The sequence below is a fragment of the Calidifontibacillus oryziterrae genome, from assembly GCF_000331575.1.
GTDB classification, from domain to species: Bacteria; Bacillota; Bacilli; order Bacillales; family Bacillaceae_J; genus Calidifontibacillus_A; species Calidifontibacillus_A oryziterrae.
Window position 1 is genome coordinate 125,885 of the sequence record NZ_ANOK01000004.1, and the last position, 19,620, is coordinate 145,504.

The 19,620-nt window shown below is 34.5% G+C and carries 17 protein-coding genes; 11 read left to right on the forward strand and 6 right to left on the reverse strand.

The genetic code is table 11. From position 1 onward, the window contains the following. Nucleotides 1-23: 23 nt before the first annotated feature. The 4 genes from D612_RS0103875 to D612_RS0103895 form a co-directional block, all read right to left on the reverse strand. Nucleotides 24-719, reverse strand: a complete 696-nt coding sequence (locus tag D612_RS0103875) for a Crp/Fnr family transcriptional regulator (protein ID WP_017754173.1) — start codon at nt 717-719, stop codon at nt 24-26. Between the two features lie 701 nt (nt 720-1,420). Then, nucleotides 1,421-2,635, reverse strand: coding sequence for a reductive dehalogenase (locus D612_RS0103885; protein WP_017754175.1), 1,215 nt, complete (start codon nt 2,633-2,635; stop codon nt 1,421-1,423). A 53-nt stretch (nt 2,636-2,688) separates the two neighbouring features. Next, nucleotides 2,689-3,372 (reverse strand): response regulator transcription factor, encoded by a 684-nt coding sequence (locus tag D612_RS0103890; RefSeq protein WP_017754176.1) that lies wholly within the window; start codon nt 3,370-3,372, stop codon nt 2,689-2,691. A 7-nt stretch (nt 3,373-3,379) separates the two neighbouring features. Beyond that, on the reverse strand, nt 3,380-4,909 hold the full coding sequence (locus tag D612_RS0103895; RefSeq protein ID WP_017754177.1) for a sensor histidine kinase: 1,530 nt from the start codon (nt 4,907-4,909) through the stop codon (nt 3,380-3,382). 411 nt (nt 4,910-5,320) lie between these two features. Here D612_RS0103895 and D612_RS0103900 point away from each other — a divergent pair, with 411 nt between their 5' ends. From D612_RS0103900 to D612_RS0103950, 11 genes are all read left to right on the forward strand, one after another. Further along, nucleotides 5,321-5,767: a hypothetical protein gene (locus D612_RS0103900; protein ID WP_017754178.1), complete on the forward strand. Its 447-nt coding sequence runs from the start codon at nt 5,321-5,323 to the stop codon at nt 5,765-5,767. A gap of 19 nt (nt 5,768-5,786) precedes the next feature. After that, nucleotides 5,787-7,646 (forward strand): Sec-dependent nitrous-oxide reductase, encoded by a 1,860-nt coding sequence (gene nosZ / locus D612_RS0103905; RefSeq protein ID WP_017754179.1) that lies wholly within the window; start codon nt 5,787-5,789, stop codon nt 7,644-7,646. A gap of 62 nt (nt 7,647-7,708) precedes the next feature. Next, nucleotides 7,709-8,293: a hypothetical protein gene (locus tag D612_RS0103910; RefSeq protein ID WP_017754180.1), complete on the forward strand. Its 585-nt coding sequence runs from the start codon at nt 7,709-7,711 to the stop codon at nt 8,291-8,293. Further along, nucleotides 8,272-9,669, forward strand: a complete 1,398-nt coding sequence (gene nosD / locus D612_RS0103915; protein WP_017754181.1) for a nitrous oxide reductase family maturation protein NosD — start codon at nt 8,272-8,274, stop codon at nt 9,667-9,669. The genes D612_RS0103910 and nosD overlap by 22 nt, the downstream gene beginning before the upstream one ends. Before the next feature lie 25 nt (nt 9,670-9,694). Then, nucleotides 9,695-10,165, forward strand: a complete 471-nt coding sequence (locus tag D612_RS0103920) for a nitrous oxide reductase accessory protein NosL (protein ID WP_017754182.1) — start codon at nt 9,695-9,697, stop codon at nt 10,163-10,165. Beyond that, nucleotides 10,155-10,997, forward strand: coding sequence for an ABC transporter permease (locus tag D612_RS0103925; protein WP_017754183.1), 843 nt, complete (start codon nt 10,155-10,157; stop codon nt 10,995-10,997). The genes D612_RS0103920 and D612_RS0103925 overlap by 11 nt, the downstream gene beginning before the upstream one ends. Then, nucleotides 10,994-11,932, forward strand: coding sequence for an ABC transporter ATP-binding protein (locus D612_RS0103930; protein WP_017754184.1), 939 nt, complete (start codon nt 10,994-10,996; stop codon nt 11,930-11,932). Before D612_RS0103925 ends, D612_RS0103930 begins: the two co-directional genes overlap by 4 nt. A 3-nt stretch (nt 11,933-11,935) precedes the next feature. Beyond that, a complete protein-coding gene (locus D612_RS0103935) occupies nt 11,936-12,565 on the forward strand; it encodes a hypothetical protein (protein WP_017754185.1) in 630 nt (209 codons plus the stop codon). Between the two features lie 93 nt (nt 12,566-12,658). Then, nucleotides 12,659-13,327 carry an SCO family protein gene (locus tag D612_RS0103940; RefSeq protein WP_017754186.1) on the forward strand — a complete coding sequence of 223 codons (669 nt, stop codon included), beginning with the start codon at nt 12,659-12,661 and terminating at the stop codon, nt 13,325-13,327. Between the two features lie 235 nt (nt 13,328-13,562). Further along, nucleotides 13,563-14,879 (forward strand): hypothetical protein, encoded by a 1,317-nt coding sequence (locus tag D612_RS0103945; protein WP_017754187.1) that lies wholly within the window; start codon nt 13,563-13,565, stop codon nt 14,877-14,879. Between the two features lie 89 nt (nt 14,880-14,968). Beyond that, the gene (locus tag D612_RS0103950; protein ID WP_017754188.1) at nt 14,969-16,264 is read left to right on the forward strand and encodes an arsenic transporter; all 1,296 of its coding nucleotides are present in this window, start codon (nt 14,969-14,971) and stop codon (nt 16,262-16,264) included. Nucleotides 16,265-16,410: 146 nt separating this feature from the next. Here D612_RS0103950 and speD read toward each other — a convergent pair whose 3' ends face one another. Both speD and D612_RS0103960 read right to left on the reverse strand, forming a co-directional pair. After that, a complete protein-coding gene (gene speD / locus D612_RS0103955) occupies nt 16,411-17,220 on the reverse strand; it encodes an adenosylmethionine decarboxylase (RefSeq protein ID WP_017754189.1) in 810 nt (269 codons plus the stop codon). Nucleotides 17,221-17,379: 159 nt separating this feature from the next. Then, the gene (locus tag D612_RS0103960; RefSeq protein ID WP_017754190.1) at nt 17,380-19,419 is read right to left on the reverse strand and encodes a molybdopterin-dependent oxidoreductase; all 2,040 of its coding nucleotides are present in this window, start codon (nt 19,417-19,419) and stop codon (nt 17,380-17,382) included. Nucleotides 19,420-19,620: the final 201 nt, after the last annotated feature.

Sequence of the window (19,620 nt, forward strand, 5' to 3'; positions counted from 1 at the left end):
AGTATAGGAAAAGTAAACTCTAATCATACATTGGCGGAAACGGAGCAAAAATGATCCCAGTTATTGATTATAAATGTACGATTTTCGATACTAATTAAGTTTTCTTCTTTTAGTTTTGAGACAATTTTACTCAATGTTTCTCGTGATGAACCAACAATATTAGCTAATTCTTGAACCGATAAGGGAAGATCGATTGAAATACTTGTTCCACATGAATTTAAAATTCCATATTCAATACCTAGTCGTTGGATTGTTTTTACAGTTTTACCGTACACATCATTTAAGGTATAGTCCTTAATAATTGTTGAATAACTTTTTACTGTAAACCCCATCGTTTGAATGATTCTTTTTGATAATTCAGGGTTGCATAAGATGATTTCTTCTAAATCTGCTTTTTGAATATAACCCACCTCAATATTAGTCAACGCTTGTGCTGTTGCAGGATATAAAAAGTCATCCGATTGAAAAAGAATTGCTTCAGCAAATGTATCCCCACTTCTTTTAATATTTACAATGACCTCTCTGCCCCGAGAGTTTAATTTAATGATTTTAACGATACCTTCTTTTATGAAAAAAACTGCTTTTGCTTTTTCAGAATCATGATAGATGTAATTACCTTTTGGAACTTTTTCCATTTTGATTTTTTCATCTATGAGTATTAGTGAAGATTCAGGTAGACCCGAGAAAAAATTAAAGTGATTGACATGTAAGTTTTCCATAATATCACCCCTTATAATTTTGGATCTAATTTCATAAACTAAGTACTATCAATTCGATGATGATTCGTTAATTACTTTAAAACAATAAATATAGTATATTTACTTTTTGGTTAATTTTAGCAAGTTAAATTGTCCGAAATAGTGACATAGATCACACTTGTGATTTATGTCACGGATTCACAATGATTTTTTCTATAAAATTTCCAGGATATTTAAAAAGCGAATACTGAAGCTAGACCAAAACACAATACAGAAGTTGGACCAAAACATAATACTGATGTTTGATCAAAACATAATACTGATGTTTGATCAAAACATAATACTGATGTTTGATCAAAACACAATACAGAAGTTGGACCAAAACATACTACTGATGTTTGATCAAAACACAATACAGAAGTTGGACCAAAACACAATACAGAAGTTGGACCAAAACACAATACAGAAGTTGGACCAAAACATAATACTGATGTTTGATCAAAATGCAAATATTGGCCAAAACACTCATACTAATGTTGGATCAAAACAAGGAATGATCTACCTATTACTCTTAATTTAACTTACCTTATTACCCATTAAAAAAAGGTTAAAGAAAAACTAGAAACATAAAATTTATATAAAAATTGCGTGATAAAATTGTGACTTAATTGTAATTGTATAAAATAAAGAAAAAATCCACCTGAATAGGCAGATTTCTTTAATTATTCCCAAAACTTATTTGAGTTGTTTTCGGCAATTCCATAATCATCAATATTATCAATTTTTTCATAAAGTTGATGAATTAAACTTTCATCTTTCCCTAATGTTAACTGGGCAACACTTGAAGTCCAACGTTGTCCTCTATTAAAAGGACACACATATATGCAAACACAGCAATCAGTGCCACATTCACTCCAATATTTATAACATTTTTTTTGATCAATTACCCAGCGTAAATAGTGATCAGCCCCTGAGTCATCAATTGCTTTATTATCAGGTCCACCTTTAGATAGAGCTCCAACAGGACATTGGCGTGCACATTTTTTACATGATTGGCAAAATTCAATTATTCCATAGTTTTGCGGTTGATCGCAGCTAAGTGGTAAATCTGTTATGACTTTGGCAATTCTTGTCTTTGCTCCTAATTCAGGGTGAATAAGCTTACCGCTTCGCCCCATTTCTCCAAGACCAGCATCAATTGCTAGTGGGATGCTTAACGCTGTACAATTTATACTTGGAATGGCGTTATATCCTAACGTTTTAATAAACCCGGCAATATTTAATGTAAGGTTTGTTAAATCTGCATATGCTTTTACACTTGCTGCTCGGGCTAGCATTGTTGGAGCATATTGAAGTGATTCATTGTCCATATCTACAAGGACTACAATCGCATATTTCATGCTTGCAGGAATAACTCTTGTACCATCATCCAATTTTGTAGGTGAAACAATGTTCTCATATTCGGGCATTTCGTCCGAGAAACGAAGTGGAAAGCTTTCCTTTTTTTCATCATCATACCAATGGGAATACACCCATCTTCGATCAAGCTCTGTTATGCCCACTGCATTTGCTCCAAATTTCATTGCAGCTTTTTTAATAATCGCAGCCATTTCACTTTTGGGAGGTAACTCAGCTTTCGGCTCTGTTGCCGCGGTGTTAGACCAAGAATTTGCCGGCTGGTCACATAGATTAAGCCCAAAGTTAAGATTGTTTAATTGGTTCATAATTCCTTGATAGTAAGCGAAATCGAATAATGAATAACCTGATTTATTGTTTTGAATATGATCTTTCAACGATGAAATAATTTTCTTATCATTATGTATCATTTCATCATTCCATAAGGCTTGAATTAATAAACTCTTTTTCTGGTCAAAGCGTTCATATTCATCATCCACTTTGTATATTTCCGATAATGATAGATTAGTTTTATTCGTCATTAGTTTCGCCCCCCTTAGTTTCGTACTCTTTTTTTATTTAGTTGGAAAATTTCTTACCCGATCATCTTATAGCCTACTGTTGGAATCGTTTGGATAAATCCTTTTTCATCTTCATTAATTGGTATTTTTTTTCGTAATCTCGCAATACAAACTCTTAAATAGTGAGTTTCATTAATATAATCCTGGCCCCAAATATGACTTAATAAATGCTCGTGGGTTAAAACACATTCTGGGTTCTTCGCGAGTTCTACTAATAAATTAAACTCTGTCGGAGTTAGTGAAATTTTTTCATTATTAAAAAGTACTTTATAATTATTTAAGTGAATATATAAGGAACCAATGTTAATCGTTGGTTCTACAACTGTAACTTCACTATTACTTCTTCTTAGCACAGCTTTTATTCTTGCAATCAGCTCGTTAATATCAAAGGGCTTTACAATATAGTCATCTGCTCCTAATTCGAGACCTTGAATAACATCCTGAGATGATCCTTTTGCTGTAAGGATAATAATTGGAACATTTGAATATTGTCTGATCTTTTCAACACATTGAAGACCAGTCAATTTCGGAAGCATTAAATCCATTAATATTAAGTCAGGAAGATGTTTTTCATACAAATTTAAAGCTTCTACACCGTCATGTGCCGAAAACACGGTATAATTACTAGCAATCAAATTTGCTCGAATAAACCTCATGATTTTATGATCATCCTCAACAACTAATATCGATTCTGGCATTTCCCTTTCACCTTCCTACTATCGGTATAGTAAAATGAAAGCTACTTCCTCGTCCTTCGTAGCTTTCAACCCAAATTTCACCATTGTGAACGGAAATAAAACCTTTGCAGATTGCTAATCCTAGTCCAAAACCAACTGTTTTATCGTTTTGATCCTTTTGGTAAAATTTTTCAAAGATTTTACCTAAATTTTCCTTAGGAATACCAATACCGTTATCTTTTACCGTAAATTGGATATGATGATTTGCATTTTGAATAGAAATTTCAATTAATATATTTGAGGAATTATGCTTTAAAGCATTGTCAATTAAATTAAAAAATACTTGAATAATTCTCTGTTCGTCGATTTCAAAACGCTCTTCTTTTGCAAACATATGAATAGAAATTTGCTGAAACTTTTCTTTATATCGCTTAAAAAGTTGCTCTTTAAGATTCCGGACAAAGTTTTGAACGGTCTGGACTGTTGGGTCAATACGTAAAGCCCCGGCATTGATCTTTGAAAAATCTAATAGTTTACCTATTAAATCATTTAAATGGTCTGATTCTTCATAAATATCTTGCAAAAATAAAATTTTATCTTCTTCTGGCCAAATGATATCCTTTCTTAATAATGCGCTAGCATTTCCTTTAATACTTGTTAAAGGGGTGCGAAGCTCATGGCTTACAGTAGCTATTAAATCATCCTTAAGTTTATCGGATTCTTTATACTGGGTGAAATCACTAACGATAATGCCCCACGTTTTTAATGAAGTTTGTGTTTTTTCTAAAGGATATTTTTTAATTCGCAAAATTTTATTCGACTTTGTTTCAACGAAAAAGTGATAATGTTTAATAAAATTATTTTGTAATGTATCGATTGCAAGTTGAATGTTTAACATGTCCTTAGAATGAGCCTTAATATAATTAAGAAATTGATTTACATTATGATTTTTCCACGACTGTTTGGAATCAATTAAACTATTAAGTTTTTGATTCCAAAAAATAATATCTTGATTATTTACAATCATGACACCTTCGGTTAGGCTGTCAAGAATCATAAAAGAACTATAGGATAACTTTTTTGTGTTTTCTTTTATTAATTCGTTTTCTATTGATAAACCGATTTGATTCGTAATAATTTGTAACCAGTAAAAATCCTCTTCCGAAAATAATTCATCATTTTTATCGATTAGTACAAGTGTACATTTTGTGTTTAAATCATATAACGGTGGTAAAGGAATACCGTAAATATAATAGTCTTGATATTTTTGTGCTTGTTGCAAATTGAATTTAATTGTTAGGTCCTTAGGATTACTAGAAAAAAAGGTTGAAAATTGTTCTGACTTAAAAAAGTTTTTGTACTGTTGGAAGCGGTCCTTATGACTACATGATAAGACAAATGTTTCACCATTTTCGTCTTTTAAAAAAATGACTGCTAAATCAATATCAGCTTTCTCTACAATTGAAATTAATAGTTCTTGAAGGACGCATGTACAATTATGCGATAATGTTAACATTTCAGAAAGTTGTTTAATCGCTTGAAGGTCAAATTTGGCCAATGAACTCACTCCTATTATCCTCTCATTTAAGGCCCCTACGTTTTAAATCAAAGAATTCACCTCGATTTGTGTGTATCAATAATTTTAATTTATTTACTATTTTTATTATGTCTCTATAAATAATATATTAGCTGAATTCTTGTGTGATTTAACTTATTCCATGAGATTAGTCACACTTTTTTTATGTTTTTTTAACATTTTTTTCACACTTTATTAACAAATTACGACAAAAACCGTAACCGTGGTTACGTTTCCGTGAATAAATTTAGATGTACGTTTAATGTGTGAAGAAATTGTGCAGAAAGTGTGCAATTTTTACGCAGCATCGTTTTTTTATAGGAATGGCTTTGTTATCAGTAATCAGGCCATTAGTTCAAAAGTTTAAGAGAAATATAGAGAGGAGGGGAGTCAGTGAATAATGTGTTGCGATGGATTATCTTTTTAGTAATTGGTGTAGTGCTTGGATTTATGGTTTCACTTTTATTTAATAATACTGATCAAGTTGCAACAACGGAGCAGCAGCCTCAAGCAGTTGAAGAGACAGTACCCGGTCAATCCTCAAGTAGCGAAATAGCAAGTGAAGAAACAGAGAATCCGTCAGGAAATGAGGATAATATTTTAGTCCAAAAAGGATGTATTCAATGTCATGATGTGAGTCCGTTGGGGATTAAAGGGAACGGAACAGGGCCAGATTTGGCAATTGCTTATGATGATGTAAAAAATCGGTTTGGAAAAAGTTTAGAAGAATTTTTGGCTGAACCAGAAGGAACGATGTCTGCTGTTTTTAGTCAAACACCACTTAATGATGATGAAAAGCAAGCAGTCTTAAGTTTAATAAAGGATTATGGTGAGAAATAACGAACGAGGAGGAACGAATATGAAGTTTGGAAAATGGTATGTTCCGATGATCATTGGGATTATCGTTGGGATGGTTACTGGTAATATATTCATCCCAGGTATATCCAATCAAGGGTCACAGTCAACAATGACAAGTACACAAATTTCTGCAGCACAAAATAAAGCGTTTGTACCACCTGGAGAACACGATGAATATTATATGTTCTCTTCCGGTGGGCACTCTGGTCAAGTTTTTGTTATTGGGGTGCCTTCATTGAGAAGAATTCGGACAATCCCAGTATTTTCACCAGATTCAGCAACAGGATATGGGTATGATGAGCGCACGAAAGAACTTATGGGTGGATTTACATGGGGTGACGTTCATCACCCATCTTTGAGTGAAACAAATGGTGAATATGATGGAAGATTTTTGTTTGTGAATGATAATGCAAACAACCGCGCGGCAATGGTTAATTTAAAAACATTTCATACAGAGCAAATTCTTGGCCCAATTCCTAATATAATGGGACCACACTCTGCAGTATTTGTAACTCCAAATACAGAGTATTTTATGATGGGAACAAGATTTTCAGCACCGATGGATGGTTCATACCAAACGCTTGATAAATATAGCGAAGCATACGATGGTGCCCTGCAAGCAATTAGTGTTGATCAAGAAACTGGCCATATGACACCAGCTTGGCAATTGAAGCTTCCACCTTGGAACTATGACTTATCAGATGCAGGGAAAGGACCTTCTGATGGTTGGGCATTTTTAACAACGTATAACTCAGAAGAAGCAACACATTTACTTGAAGTAAATGCTTCAAAAAATGAAACTGACTATATTACTGCTATTAACTGGAAGGCAGCTGAAAAAGCAATAGAAGAAGGTAAATTTGAAGAATTAAACGGACAAAAGGTTATTGATCCTGCTAAAGTTCCGGGAATAGTATATTTAGTTGCGGCAGCAAAAAGTCCACATGGTGTAGACGTTTCTCCAGACGGTAAATATTTTATTGGTAACGGTAAGCTATCTCCAAATATAACAGCTTATGATTTTGAAAAATTCATACAAGCTATTGAGGCAGAAGACTTTACAGAAGAAGTAAGAGGGATCCCAGTAGTAAACTATGATTCAGTTGTTGCAGCTGAAGTAGAAGTTGGACTTGGACCACTTCATACACAATTTGGACCTGATGGTGATGCTTATACAACATTATTCGTAGAAAGTGCTGTTGCAAAATGGAAGCTTGGTGAATGGACTGTTCTTGATAAAGAAACCGTTCATTATAGCCCTGGTCATGGTACAGCAGCAGAAGGTGATACAGTTAGCCCAGATGGCAAATATTTTGTTGCCCTCAACAAGCTAGCGAAAGACCGACATCTTCCAGTTGGGCCATCACATCCAGAGAACATGCAGTTAATTGATATTTCCGGTGAACAAATGGAGCTAATCAATGAAGCCCCAATTGATCCTGAACCACACTATGCACAAATTGTTAAAGCAGATAAACTAAGTCCAGTTAAGATTTATGAAAAAGATGAAAGCAACCCACTTGCAGTTTGGTCTGAAGAAGACGTGAGAGTTGAAAGAGATGGCAACAATGTTACGGTTTATGGCGTGGCACTACGATCTCGCTTCTATCCTGATGAAATTCAAGTTAATGAAGGTGACAACGTTACTATTCACTTAACAAATATTGACCTAGACCAAGATATTACTCACGGATTTGGTATCAACTTGTACGATATTAACTTCGAGGTTCAACCAGGTCAAACGAATACGATTAAATTTACAGCAGATAAACCAGGAGTATTCCCATACTACTGTACAAACTTCTGCTCAGCGCTTCACCAAGAAATGCAAGGTTATCTATTAGTTAAACCAAAACAATAAGGAACAAGGGAGGATTTTTCCTCCCTTTTATCCATAAGGAAGTTTTGAACGGGGGCGCCATAATGAAAACAGCAAAAAAATTATCAGTCATAAGTAGACTATTATTATTGGCTGGAGCTATTTTATTAGGAATTTCAGCCTTTTTTCCGTGGTGGGGTTTAGACCTTAAGGCAACGATGTATCCCGAAGGTTTATCTATCATTGTTCACCCCGATAAACTAAGTGGGGAAATCGATATATTAAATACGTTAAACCACTATATTGGAATGAAAGAAATAAGTGAAGAAGGATTTCCTGAGCTACAGTATATCCCGTATGTTATTTGGGGTTTAGTAGCATTCCTTGTTTTGGACGCTATTTTAGGTTGTCGAAAGCTAGCCTATGTAATTTGTTTGTTATTTTTGGTAGGTGGAGCATTAGGAGTCTATGATATGTATCATTGGTTACACACATTTGGGACAGAGCTTGACCCTGATGCACCCATATATGTAGATCCATTCGTTCCACCAGTGATAGGTCAAAATCAACTTGCAAACTTTACAACTTTTAGTTCATTTCGAATTGGCTTTTACTTCCTTGTACTTAGTGCCTTTTCAGTTTTTGTGGGCACATGGGGTGAACGATTATGGGCAAAAAAACCTTCCTAATCTTTGGTATTGTATGTCTTCTTTTTTTACAATACCACGGTTACGGTTATGCGGCGGAATTGGAGGTAGGAGATAATAAACCATTTCAAACGATCACTTCTGCAATTGCGTCTGCAAGTGATGGCGATATTATAAAAGTTTTTCCAGGATTATATAAGGAAAAATTAGAGTTAAATAAACAAATCATACTACAATCGGTTGAAAAACATAAAGCAATTATTGAAGGTGACCACAAGAAACATGTAATCGAAATTAAAAGCCCAGACGTTGTAATAAAGGGTTTTAAGATTAGAGCGAGTGGTCATAATTTCCTAAATAATGATGCCGCCATTTTAGTTGATCAAGCTGATCATGCCCAAATAGTGGACAATGTGATGGAGGATATATTGTTTGGAGTTTATATTGATAGCGGGAACAATACGATCATCACTGGAAATGAGATATATGGTTTGAAGGACAAAAGGCTATCTGAACGCGGAAATGGAATCCACTTTTTTAATACAAACGGCAACGAAGTGAACGGAAATGTGATTAAAAATGTTCGCGATGGCATGTACTTTGATCATGCAAATGAGACTGAAGTTACGAATAACAAAATTACAGATGTTCGTTATGGCTTGCATTATATGTGGTCAAACGATAATACGTTTCGGGAAAACTATTTTAGTAACAATGTATCTGGTGCAGCAATCATGTTTTCGAAGTTTATAAGCCTAGAGAAAAATATTTTTGCGGATAATCGCGGTTACAGAGCGTTTGGGATGTTTTTTCAAACAGCTGAGGAAAGTATTGTTGAAGATAATTTATTTATGCGAAACTCGATTGGAATTTATTCTGATTTATCGAGAGGAAATATAATTCGAAATAATACAGTGGTTCAAAATGATATCGGCATTGAAATTCTTGGAAGCAATTGGGACGATGAAATTTACGGAAATAGTTTTATTGATAATCTTCAGCATGCTTCTGTGAATGAAATGAAAATTCGTGATAAATGGTATAAAGATGGAGAAGGAAACTTTTGGAGTGATTATTCGGGAGTTGATATTGAAAAAGATGGGATTGGCGATGCTGAATATCATTCAGGCTCCGCATTTGAATTTTTAATGTACAAGTATCCACATTTACGGTTATTTGTGGAAAGCCCAACTTCAAAGATGTTGAAGGCAATTGACAAAATGTTTCCAGTTATTGATCGGGCAGAAGTTATTGATCCCTATCCACTTAAAGTGGAAAACAACTCTGCAAGTTATGTAAAGAATATGAAAATTTATCCTAGTAAAGTAGCTGGAATTATGACATTCGTTATTTCTCTTATGGTTACTGCAATAGGTATTACATTTATTACCTATTTATCAAAACGTTTTAGCCATTAAATGTTAGGGGTTGAGGTGAGGAAATATGCAAAAGCTCCCTATTTATCATATTTTTATAATGCTTGCAGTGATTATTCTACTTTCTGCTTGTGGTGAAGAAGGTGAAATAATGCCGCAGGCGATAGATGAAGAAATCGATGTTTGTGAAGTATGCTATATGATGGTTCCGGATAATCAATTCGGTGCGCAAATTGTAACCGGTGATGGAAAAGTATATAAGTTTGATGATATCGGTTGTATGGCTATGTATATAAATGATTACAATCCGGATGGGGCTGTGTTTTCAAGAGATTTTTATACGAATGAATGGATTGAAATTGATAAATCGATGTTTGTGGCAACAACTGATGTAGAAACGCCGATGAATTACGGGTATGTCTCATTTGGCAGCCGTGAAAATCTCGAAAAATTTTTGACAGAGTCGAATGGAGAAGAGGTTAACTGGGCGGACATTTTGGAAAACCAAAAAGAGCGGAGCAACCATGATGAAAACTAACCTTCATACTATTAAAGTGCTCGTTGAAAAAGAAATACTAGATTCAATTCGAAATCGCTGGTTTTATACGTTTTTGACTATCTTTATGCTTCTATCTTTATCAATTATTTATTTAGGAATATTTAAAAGTAGTGGGTTAGGCTTTGAAAGCTTTAATAAAACAACAGCTAGTTTATTAAATTTAATTTTATTTTTAATTCCAATGATTACACTTCTTTTAGGTGGAACATCTATTTCTGGTGAAAAAGAACAAGGTACAATGAATCTTATGTTATCAAAACCTATTAGTGCAACGGAATTAATTATTGGGAAATATTTAGGAATTGCGACGGCGCTAATTTTTTCAATTATGATTGGATTTGGATTAATGGGTATGATTGTTGCATTTAAGGTTTCAGTTGTGGATGCAAAAGCATATCTGTATTTTGTGTTATTATCAGCACTTCTTTCGTTAGCATTTCTAAGTATATCAATCCTAATATCTGTTTTAGTAAGTAAGAGAATTACAGCAATTATTGTGAGCACGATAGTGTGGTTTTTTTTCATACTAATTTACGACCTAGTTGTCATGGCTTTTGCTAGCTTTTTTAAAGGAACATCCATGGCAATTTTTCTATTAATCTCAATTTTATTAAATCCTGCTGATTCTATTAGAATATTAGCGATTGTAAAATTGGGTGGTCAAACAATCTTTGGACCAAGTCTTGTTGAGTTAACACGCATGATCACCAATGTATCTAGCGAGGTCATTATTTTAACAGGAATAGTAGCATGGATCATTGTTCCGTTGTTGTTATCTGTGTTCTTTTTTAAGAGGAGTGTTCTTAAATGACAGAGGCAATTGTTACGTTTGTTAATGTAAGTAAAAAATATGAAAAAAAAGAAGTCGTAAAAGATGTTTCTTTACAAATAAATGAAGGTGAAATATTTGCTTTACTTGGCCACAATGGTGCCGGGAAAAGCACGTTAATCAAAATGCTAACAGGGTTGATCCAAACAAATAGCGGTGAGATAACGATAAATGGGAATAAAATGGCCCCTTTTCAAAAGGAAGCCAAAAAACAATTTTCTTATTTACCTGAAATTATGAAATTATTCCCACATCTCACTGCAAAGGAGACACTGCGTTTTTTTGCGGAGCTGCAAAAAATACCAGAGGAAAATGAAGATGAAGTTCTTGAATTAGTTGGACTAGGTGACCATAAAAATGATAAGGTCGGCGATTTTTCAAAAGGTATGACCCAAAGGATGGGGTTTGCAATTACACTTTTACCAAAGTCGAAGTTATTGATACTTGATGAGCCAACATCTGGTTTAGACCCTTATTGGGCAATTCAATTCAAAAAAAATTTAAAGCAGCTCAACAAGGAAGGCACAACGGTTATTTTTGCCTCACATATATTAAGTGAGGTCGAAGAATTAGCGGATCGTGTCGGTATCATGAGTGATGGTGAAATTGTTGCATTAGGCAGTATTCAAGAGTTGAAAAGTAGAGCAACGAATAAAATAAAAATTTACGCTGCTTTTGACGAATCAGTTAGCAGCGCAGCAATAAGGAAAGAGATCAAACAGCCGTTTTTCTATGAAAAAGGATGGTATGTTATCTCATGTGATTATGAAGAAAAATTAGCTGTGATCCATTCTCTCCAAAAATTTAAGGAACTGAAGGACATGGAAATGAAAGAGATTACACTAGAAGATATTTATCAGGAACTATTACAAAAAAGATATCATGAAAAAGTGTTTCATTATAAAGGTGGAAATTAAATTATGAAAACTTTCCAATATATATTGTTTATCCTACTAATTCTCCTTAGTGTTGGATGTTCTCAAAATAATGATATAGTTGAAAATAAACAAAATGGTAATTCTAATGAAAATAGTATTTCGGAGGACCTACCTGAAAATAATAAAATATATGCAACAATTGCAGGTGAGGAAATTACAGAGGAAGAAGTAAATTTTGAATGCTTTCGGGCGGAATTGCAAAATGCTTTGGCAAATACAACTATGAATCAAACTTGTCCTAAAGAGGAAACAATCATAACACAAATCATTCAGTTAAAAGCGATAGACTATTTAGCAGTAGAAAAAGGTGTAAGTGCAACTGCTGAAGAAGTTGAAAAACGTTTAGAAAATATAAAAAAGGAATTAGCAGCTTCACCAATTTTTCAAGAAAAGATTAAAGCATATGGCGAGGATAAATATTGGAAACATGAAGAGAAACGATATTACACGATTATTAACTCGGAAAAAATAAAACAAAGTATCGTTGAAAAGGAAAAAGAGAAACACTCATACTTAGATGAGGATGCATTGGCATTAGCGGCAAAAAAGGAATTTGATGATCTAGTTGTTGAAGCAGTTGGGCTTATGGATGTCCAGGTAATCAAAGAATAAAAAGTACGGTTGATGAAGCAATGAATTTGTTTTAAATACAGATGTACATGTAATAAAGGATTAAAAGATCATTGCACTGAAGGGGGAAACACCGTGAAAGGATTATTAATTTACTCACTTGTAGTTGTGGCTATGCTGTTTCTTTCAGCTTGTGGTCTAGCCCCACAATCGACCGAAACACCATCTGAATCACAATCAATCCCGCAGTCAGAAATTCAGCAGGAAACACAATCGAATTTCCAGGCTGATTATGATTGGGTGTTGCCATATTTCAATTTCGTCAATCAGGATAACGAGAGGGTAAGTAAAGAAGATTTAGAGGGACAAGTATGGCTAGCAAACTTTATCTTCACTAACTGTTATACGGTTTGCCCTCCAATGACTGCAAATATGGCTAAACTCCAACAAACAATGGCAGATGAAAATGTCAGTGTGCAAATCGTATCCTTTAGCGTAGATCCTGATAGGGATACACCGGAGGCGTTAAAAGAGTATGCAAGTAAGTTCGATGCGGATTTTACTAATTGGCACTTATTAACGGGTTACAGACAGGGGGAGATAAAAAAAATAGCAAAGGCATTTAAAACGTTAGCAGAAGCAGAGGAAGGAACGGATCAATTCATTCATAGTACAAAAATATTCATGATCGATGAAAATGGCATAATTGTAAAAGGTTATAACGGGTTACAGGTCCCTTACGATCAGATTATTGCTGATCTGAAGCTAAAGCAAGAGGATGGTTCACTTGCTAGCATAAAGTAATAAAAGAAGTGAAGTAGGTGACCGTTTCTAGGCTTCAATTAAAATTTTAAAAAAATTTATCAAAAATTGTCTTAAATCCCTGTTTAATGCAGGGATTTATGTTTTTTTGGCAAATTGTTAATGTAAAACCTACGCAAGAAGGGCAGTTACGTTAGTTAAAGTTTTTGCAGATTAACCGAAAATAAGAATAGATGAATTGTTGTTCGGCTATTCTTTATGAAGGGACTGTAATCTAATGCGTATTTTTTCAAGTTATCAAACTACAAATCTTAATCAATATGAGCAATCTACTAACCAAAGTAAAGTTAGCAGTAAATCTGTTGGTTCAACAACCAGTACCACCTCTAATCAAGCAGCAATACTAGATTTGTCTGGCTCAGAACAAATGGACATGGAAGAGTATGCGCCATATACTATTAATTCTGTAAAAGAAACGTATCTTTTAGCCTCTACAGCTTCCTTAACGCCGTTAGAGGTTTATAATAATTGGTATTCGGGAATTGGTGAACTTGTTGATGAAAGGCTAAATTATAGTTATGCAGCTATTGATACATATAACGCTTCCCCAGGTGATTTAACTAATGTAGAATTTATAGCGCAGCTTGATCAGGAGCAATTGGAATGGTTCCAACAACAATATGATAATTTGGTAAATCAGTTAATGACTGATTCATCTTTAACAGAGGAACAAGCAATAGCTTATAGCCAGCAGGCACTAGAAATTTTAGGTAATATGGACCTAGATATGCAAGCTGCTATACAACAATATAATAACAACGGAGAAAAGGTTAACGGATCCTTTAACGGAGCATTAATTGCTTATCGTGAGTTTGAAAATACGTTAGGGCAAGAAATTGCGAATTACCTGGAAACTGAATATCAAAAAATTAACAACAGTGTTAGTGTGATTACAAATGATGAAATTGAAGACTTTTCAAAGCGATTTAATGAATGGATGATTGGGCTTTTTAATAGCTTTTCTACAGAGTTAGAAGGAGCTCAGACACCTAATAATACGAGGATGTTATTGGAAGAAAACATGCTAAATACGTTTGAAGTAGTTATGCCAGATATTTGGAATAGTATAAGTAATACAATTCAGCAAAAGAATAGCAGTATCGAAAGTGCAAATAGACGAAGGCAGCAGGCAGCTGAGGCTGAGGAATTTAACCGGTTTAAAGTTGACTATAAAACGGGCTCACCAACAAATGAAATAAATATTTCTACTAGTAAACCCACTTCAAATAAATACTCTACAAAATTTGTTGTAGAGGGTAGCGGTGGTAAGAGTAAAGATGTTTATATAAGCTTTAGTGATGAGCGCTTAAAAAAGGAATTTGATAAACGAATTAAAGCTGCTGGGCTTGAAGGCAAAAAGCTTTCTATTAAAGAATTCGATGAGATTATGAAGGAATTAAAGAAGTCTTTAAAAGAATTAGGTGATATTGATTTAGAAGCACTGTTACAAAAGATGGAAAAAGGTGAAAAAGATTTAGATTTTGAGCATAGTATGAATCGATTTATTTTATATTTAAAGCGTGCAGTAAAGTGAGGATGAGCGTTTTCGAAAATAAACATGTTGTTGTTCGATTCTAAAAAGGGCAGTAGATTTTGGGCATTAGTTAGGAGAATTACATTTAAATGATAGACATAATAATAGCAGCATGTATTTTTATTGTTACGCTTGTTTTTGTAATTTGGCAGCCGCGTAATCTTTCGATTGGATGGCCGGCTTGTGGTGGGGCAATTATAGCGCTACTTGCAGGTGTTGTGAATGTAAATGATGTTTTAACTGTAACAGGTATAGTTTGGAATGCGACATTGGCTTTAATTGGGATCATCATTATATCTTTGATTTTAGATAATATAGGATTCTTTGAATGGTCGGCTCTCCACATGGCTCGATTTGCTAATGGCAGTGGCATTAAAATGTTTATTTATGTAACGATTTTAGGAGCGATTGTAGCCGCGTTTTTTACAAATGATGGAGCTGCTTTAATTTTAACACCTATAGTGTTAGCAATGGTAAGAGCAATGAACTTCAAGGAACAAATGATAATTCCGTTTATAATGGCGAGTGGATTTATTGCCGATACTACATCCTTACCGTTTATTATTAGTAACTTAGTTAATATTGTGTCAGCCGACTTTTTTGGGCTAGGGTTTGTTGAATATGCATCACGGATGATTGTACCAAATTTGTTTTCATTAACGGCTAGTATACTTGTGCTTTTCTTATATTTTAGAAAAAAGCTCCCGAAACAGTATGAATTGGGACAATTGAAGAAACCTGCGGATGCAATTCTAGACCGTAAATTGTTTATTTTGGCGTGGTTTGTATTAGCAATATTATTAGTAGGTTATTTTGTCAGTGAGTTTATGAGTATCCCAGTTTCATTCATCGTTGTCTTTGTAGCAATATTGTTTTTGTTTATGGCGCGGAAAAGCCATGCCGTTCAAATAAAGCAAATAGTAAGAAGTGCACCTTGGTCCATCGTTTTTTTCTCAATCGGAATGTATGTTGTTGTATATGGATTGCGAAACGTAGGTTTAACAAGTGTGCTTACAGAGATTATTCAAACTGCCGCAGATCAAGGCCTATTTGTAGGGACGTTTGTGATGGGTTTTTTAGCTGCAATCCAATCTTCAATCATGAACAATTTGCCTACTGTTATGATTGATGCACTGGCAATTACAGATACAAATACAACTGATGTAATCCGTGAAGGGTTGATTTACGCTAATGTAATTGGCTCTGATTTGGGGCCGAAAATCACCCCAATTGGCTCCTTAGCAACGCTTTTATGGCTTCATGTTCTATCAAATAAAAGTGTGAAGATCACATGGGGGTATTATTTTAAAATTGGTATAGTACTAACTATTCCAACATTATTTGTTACACTTATTGGTCTTTATTTATGGTTGTTAATTTTATAAAAAATAGCTATATGTAATACGAATGCACATGTGGGTATGACATGTGCATTCAAATTTTTTATGAGTAAGTTAAGCTAATTAGAAAAAATTTAAAATATGAACTTTATTAAAGCGCTTATTAAAACCACACTGTAGAACTATCCCGTTTAAAAAACTATATTTTTCCCGTAGAAAATTTCATCCATTTCAAGCTTTAATTTTTCAGTTATTAATATCTGCTCATCCATTGGGATTTGGTCCTTCTTTTTCCCAAATAAATAATTATCTAAATCAAATTCGCGCAGTTTACATTTTGTATGAAAGATGTTCTCCTGATAGACATTGACATCAATCATATGATACAAGTCATAAACTTCATCCGGAATATAATTTTGAATTGAATTGATTTCATGATCAATAAATAACTTATGCCCAGTGATATCTCTCGTAAATCCACGAACGCGATAATCAATCGTCATTACATCTGTCTCAAATGAGTGAATTAAGTAGTTTAACGCTTTAAGAGGTGAGATTTCTCCGCATGTTGAGACATCCACATCTGCCCTAAATGTACTGATTCCTTCATCAGGATGTGATTCAGGATAGGTGTGGACGGTGATGTGGCTCTTATCTAATTGCGCAATAACCGATCCGGGGATCGGACCTGGTGATTCTTCAAATGATTCTACGGGAGATTTGTCAACCGGTTGTTCGGAAATTAACATCGCTACACTTGCCCCCTGCGGATCAAAGTCCTGCTTGGCAACGTTTAAAATGTTTGCCCCAATAATATGTGTTACATCTGATAAAATTTTTGTTAATCTTTCAGCATTATATTGTTCATCAATATACTCTAAATAGGCTTTCCGTTCCTCGATTGTTTTTGTATAACAAATATCATACATATTAAAGCTAAGTGTTTTTGTCAGGTTATTAAATCCATGTAATTCAACAACTTGCTTTGGTGTAAGCTTCATTTTGAGATCCCCTTTTTCAGTTCGTAAAAAAGCTCAACTATTTCTTAATTTTGTTAAAAATGGGGGGATCTATACATGTTATTTACATTTTGTAAAAGGTGTTGAACTTGCACATGTGTCTTAAATTTTAAAAAGATTCGGATTCTATATATTTTACCATCATATTTTTTCAATATTAACGCGTCCTGAGAAAAACGTAGCACCACCACCCATATCGGCAACACGATCAGGTGTTAAAGCATTTACTAAATGTTTTTGAGTGCCTCTATGTGTCCATAGACCTTGAGTCACAATTACACTAGGCAAAACATCTTCGCCAACCTTAACCTTTAGCTCACAAGCACCACGGTTGTTCCAGATTCGAACTGTATCTCCATCATGAATACCTCTGTCAAGAGCATCCACATGATTTATATAGGCAACAGGATTTTTTTCAAGCTCAACATGAAATTCATTATTCGCAAACGTCGAGTTTATGAAATTATGATTTGGCGCAGGGATAAACTTAAACGGGAAGTCACCATCATCCTTTAAAGGTAAGTATGTTGGTAACGGTGGTAGCCCTGCTTGTGCCATTGCTCCAGAGTATAATTCGATTTTTCCGCTTGGAGTTGGTAAATTACCGGGATCAAACGTATAACTTTGGCATTTCTGATAGTTTTGTTCAATTAACGATTCGAAGTTAATGTGCTCAATATATGGATTTTCTTGATAATCTAGAGCTTTACGAATTAACGTTTCTTCTGATTCTTTAAAAATAGGATCAGTAAATCCCATTTCTTTTGCTAACAACTGGAACACTTCAACATTGGATTTAGCTTCGAAATGTGGTTCTATTACTGGTTTTTGAATCTGTATATAATGATGCCAATACGATGCGTAGAAATCCATGTTTTCAAACGAAGAGGTTGCCGGCAAAATAATATCTGCAAAAAAAGCAGTCTCTGTCATAAATAAATCATGCACTACTAAAAATAAATCCTCGCGAGCTAATCCGGCTCTTACCTTATTGCAATTTGGCGCAACAATCGCAGGGTTGCTATTATAGACGTACATGGAATGAATTTTTGGTTCAAGATCGAGCAATGCTTGACCAAGTAAGTTCATATTGATTGTTCGAGTATTTGGATTTTCCAATAAATCTGGTCGTTGCGTCACGACAGAATTGTAGGATAAATAACCTGAATTGCTTTTTATCGCACCGCCTCCTTTAACAAGCCATTGACCAGTTAACGCAGGTAAACACGCAATAGTTCGAACGGCCATTCCCCCGTTATCGTGATGCTGCAATCCATTACCTATTCTTATATAGGAAGGGGAAATTTCCCCATATAAACGAGAAAGCTTGTAAAGGTCATCCTCGGGTACACCAGTAATTTCAGAAACGGTTTTCGGATCATATTGAGTAACATGCTTCTTAAGTTCATCATGCCCGACTGTAAATTTTTCTAAGAATGCATAGTCAACCATATTCTCCTTAAATAGTATATGCATCATTCCAAGGGCAAGGGCGCTATCTGTACCAGGTTGAATTGGAATAAACCAATCAGCTAAACGACCAGTTTGGTTTTTATGAACATCAATAACAATAATTTTTGCCCCTTGCTTCCTTGCTTTTTGGGCAAGTAAAATTTGATGCATATTTGTGCTAACAGCATTTATACCCCAGAAAATGAACAGCTTTGAGTGAATCGTATCTTCGGGATCGATGCCACGACTAGCACCCATTGTATATTTATATCCTTTTGCTCCTGCTGAGTTGCAAATAGTTCGGTCAAGTCTACTTGCTCCCAGTGCATTAAAAAATGCATGCCCCATTCCTTCAGAAGTAAGGTTTCCCATATTGCCATAAAAGCTATATGGTAGTATCGTTTCTGGGCCATGTTCTGCGATAAGAGTTTTCCACTTGTTAGAGATTGTGTCTAGAGCTTCAGTCCAGCTGATTTGCTCGAATTTGCCGGAACCTTTTGCTCCTATACGTTTCATTGGATATTTAAGACGATTTTGATCATTAATACGTGCCGGCATATTTCGAACTTTATTACAAATATGCCCTTTCGTTACCGGATGATTCGGGTCTCCTTCAACCTTTATTACCGTTCCGTTTACTTTGTGCAGGAGCAAACCACATTGGTCAGGGCAATCTAGCGGGCATACTGCTGGGAATATTCCGTTCTGTTCATTAACATAAGAGTTCATCGTATTAGTCACACCACCCTTTATTATGATAATTATCGTAATTAAATAGAAAAATATATTTATAAAACATTATAATAGTAGTAAAGGATAAACGGGCAAATATTTTAAAAAGTTTTTTGGCAAGTATTTCTTATATGTGACGTTTTTCCTAGTAATTTCATAGTCCACAAGATACAAAAATCGAAGAATGTACAACAATTT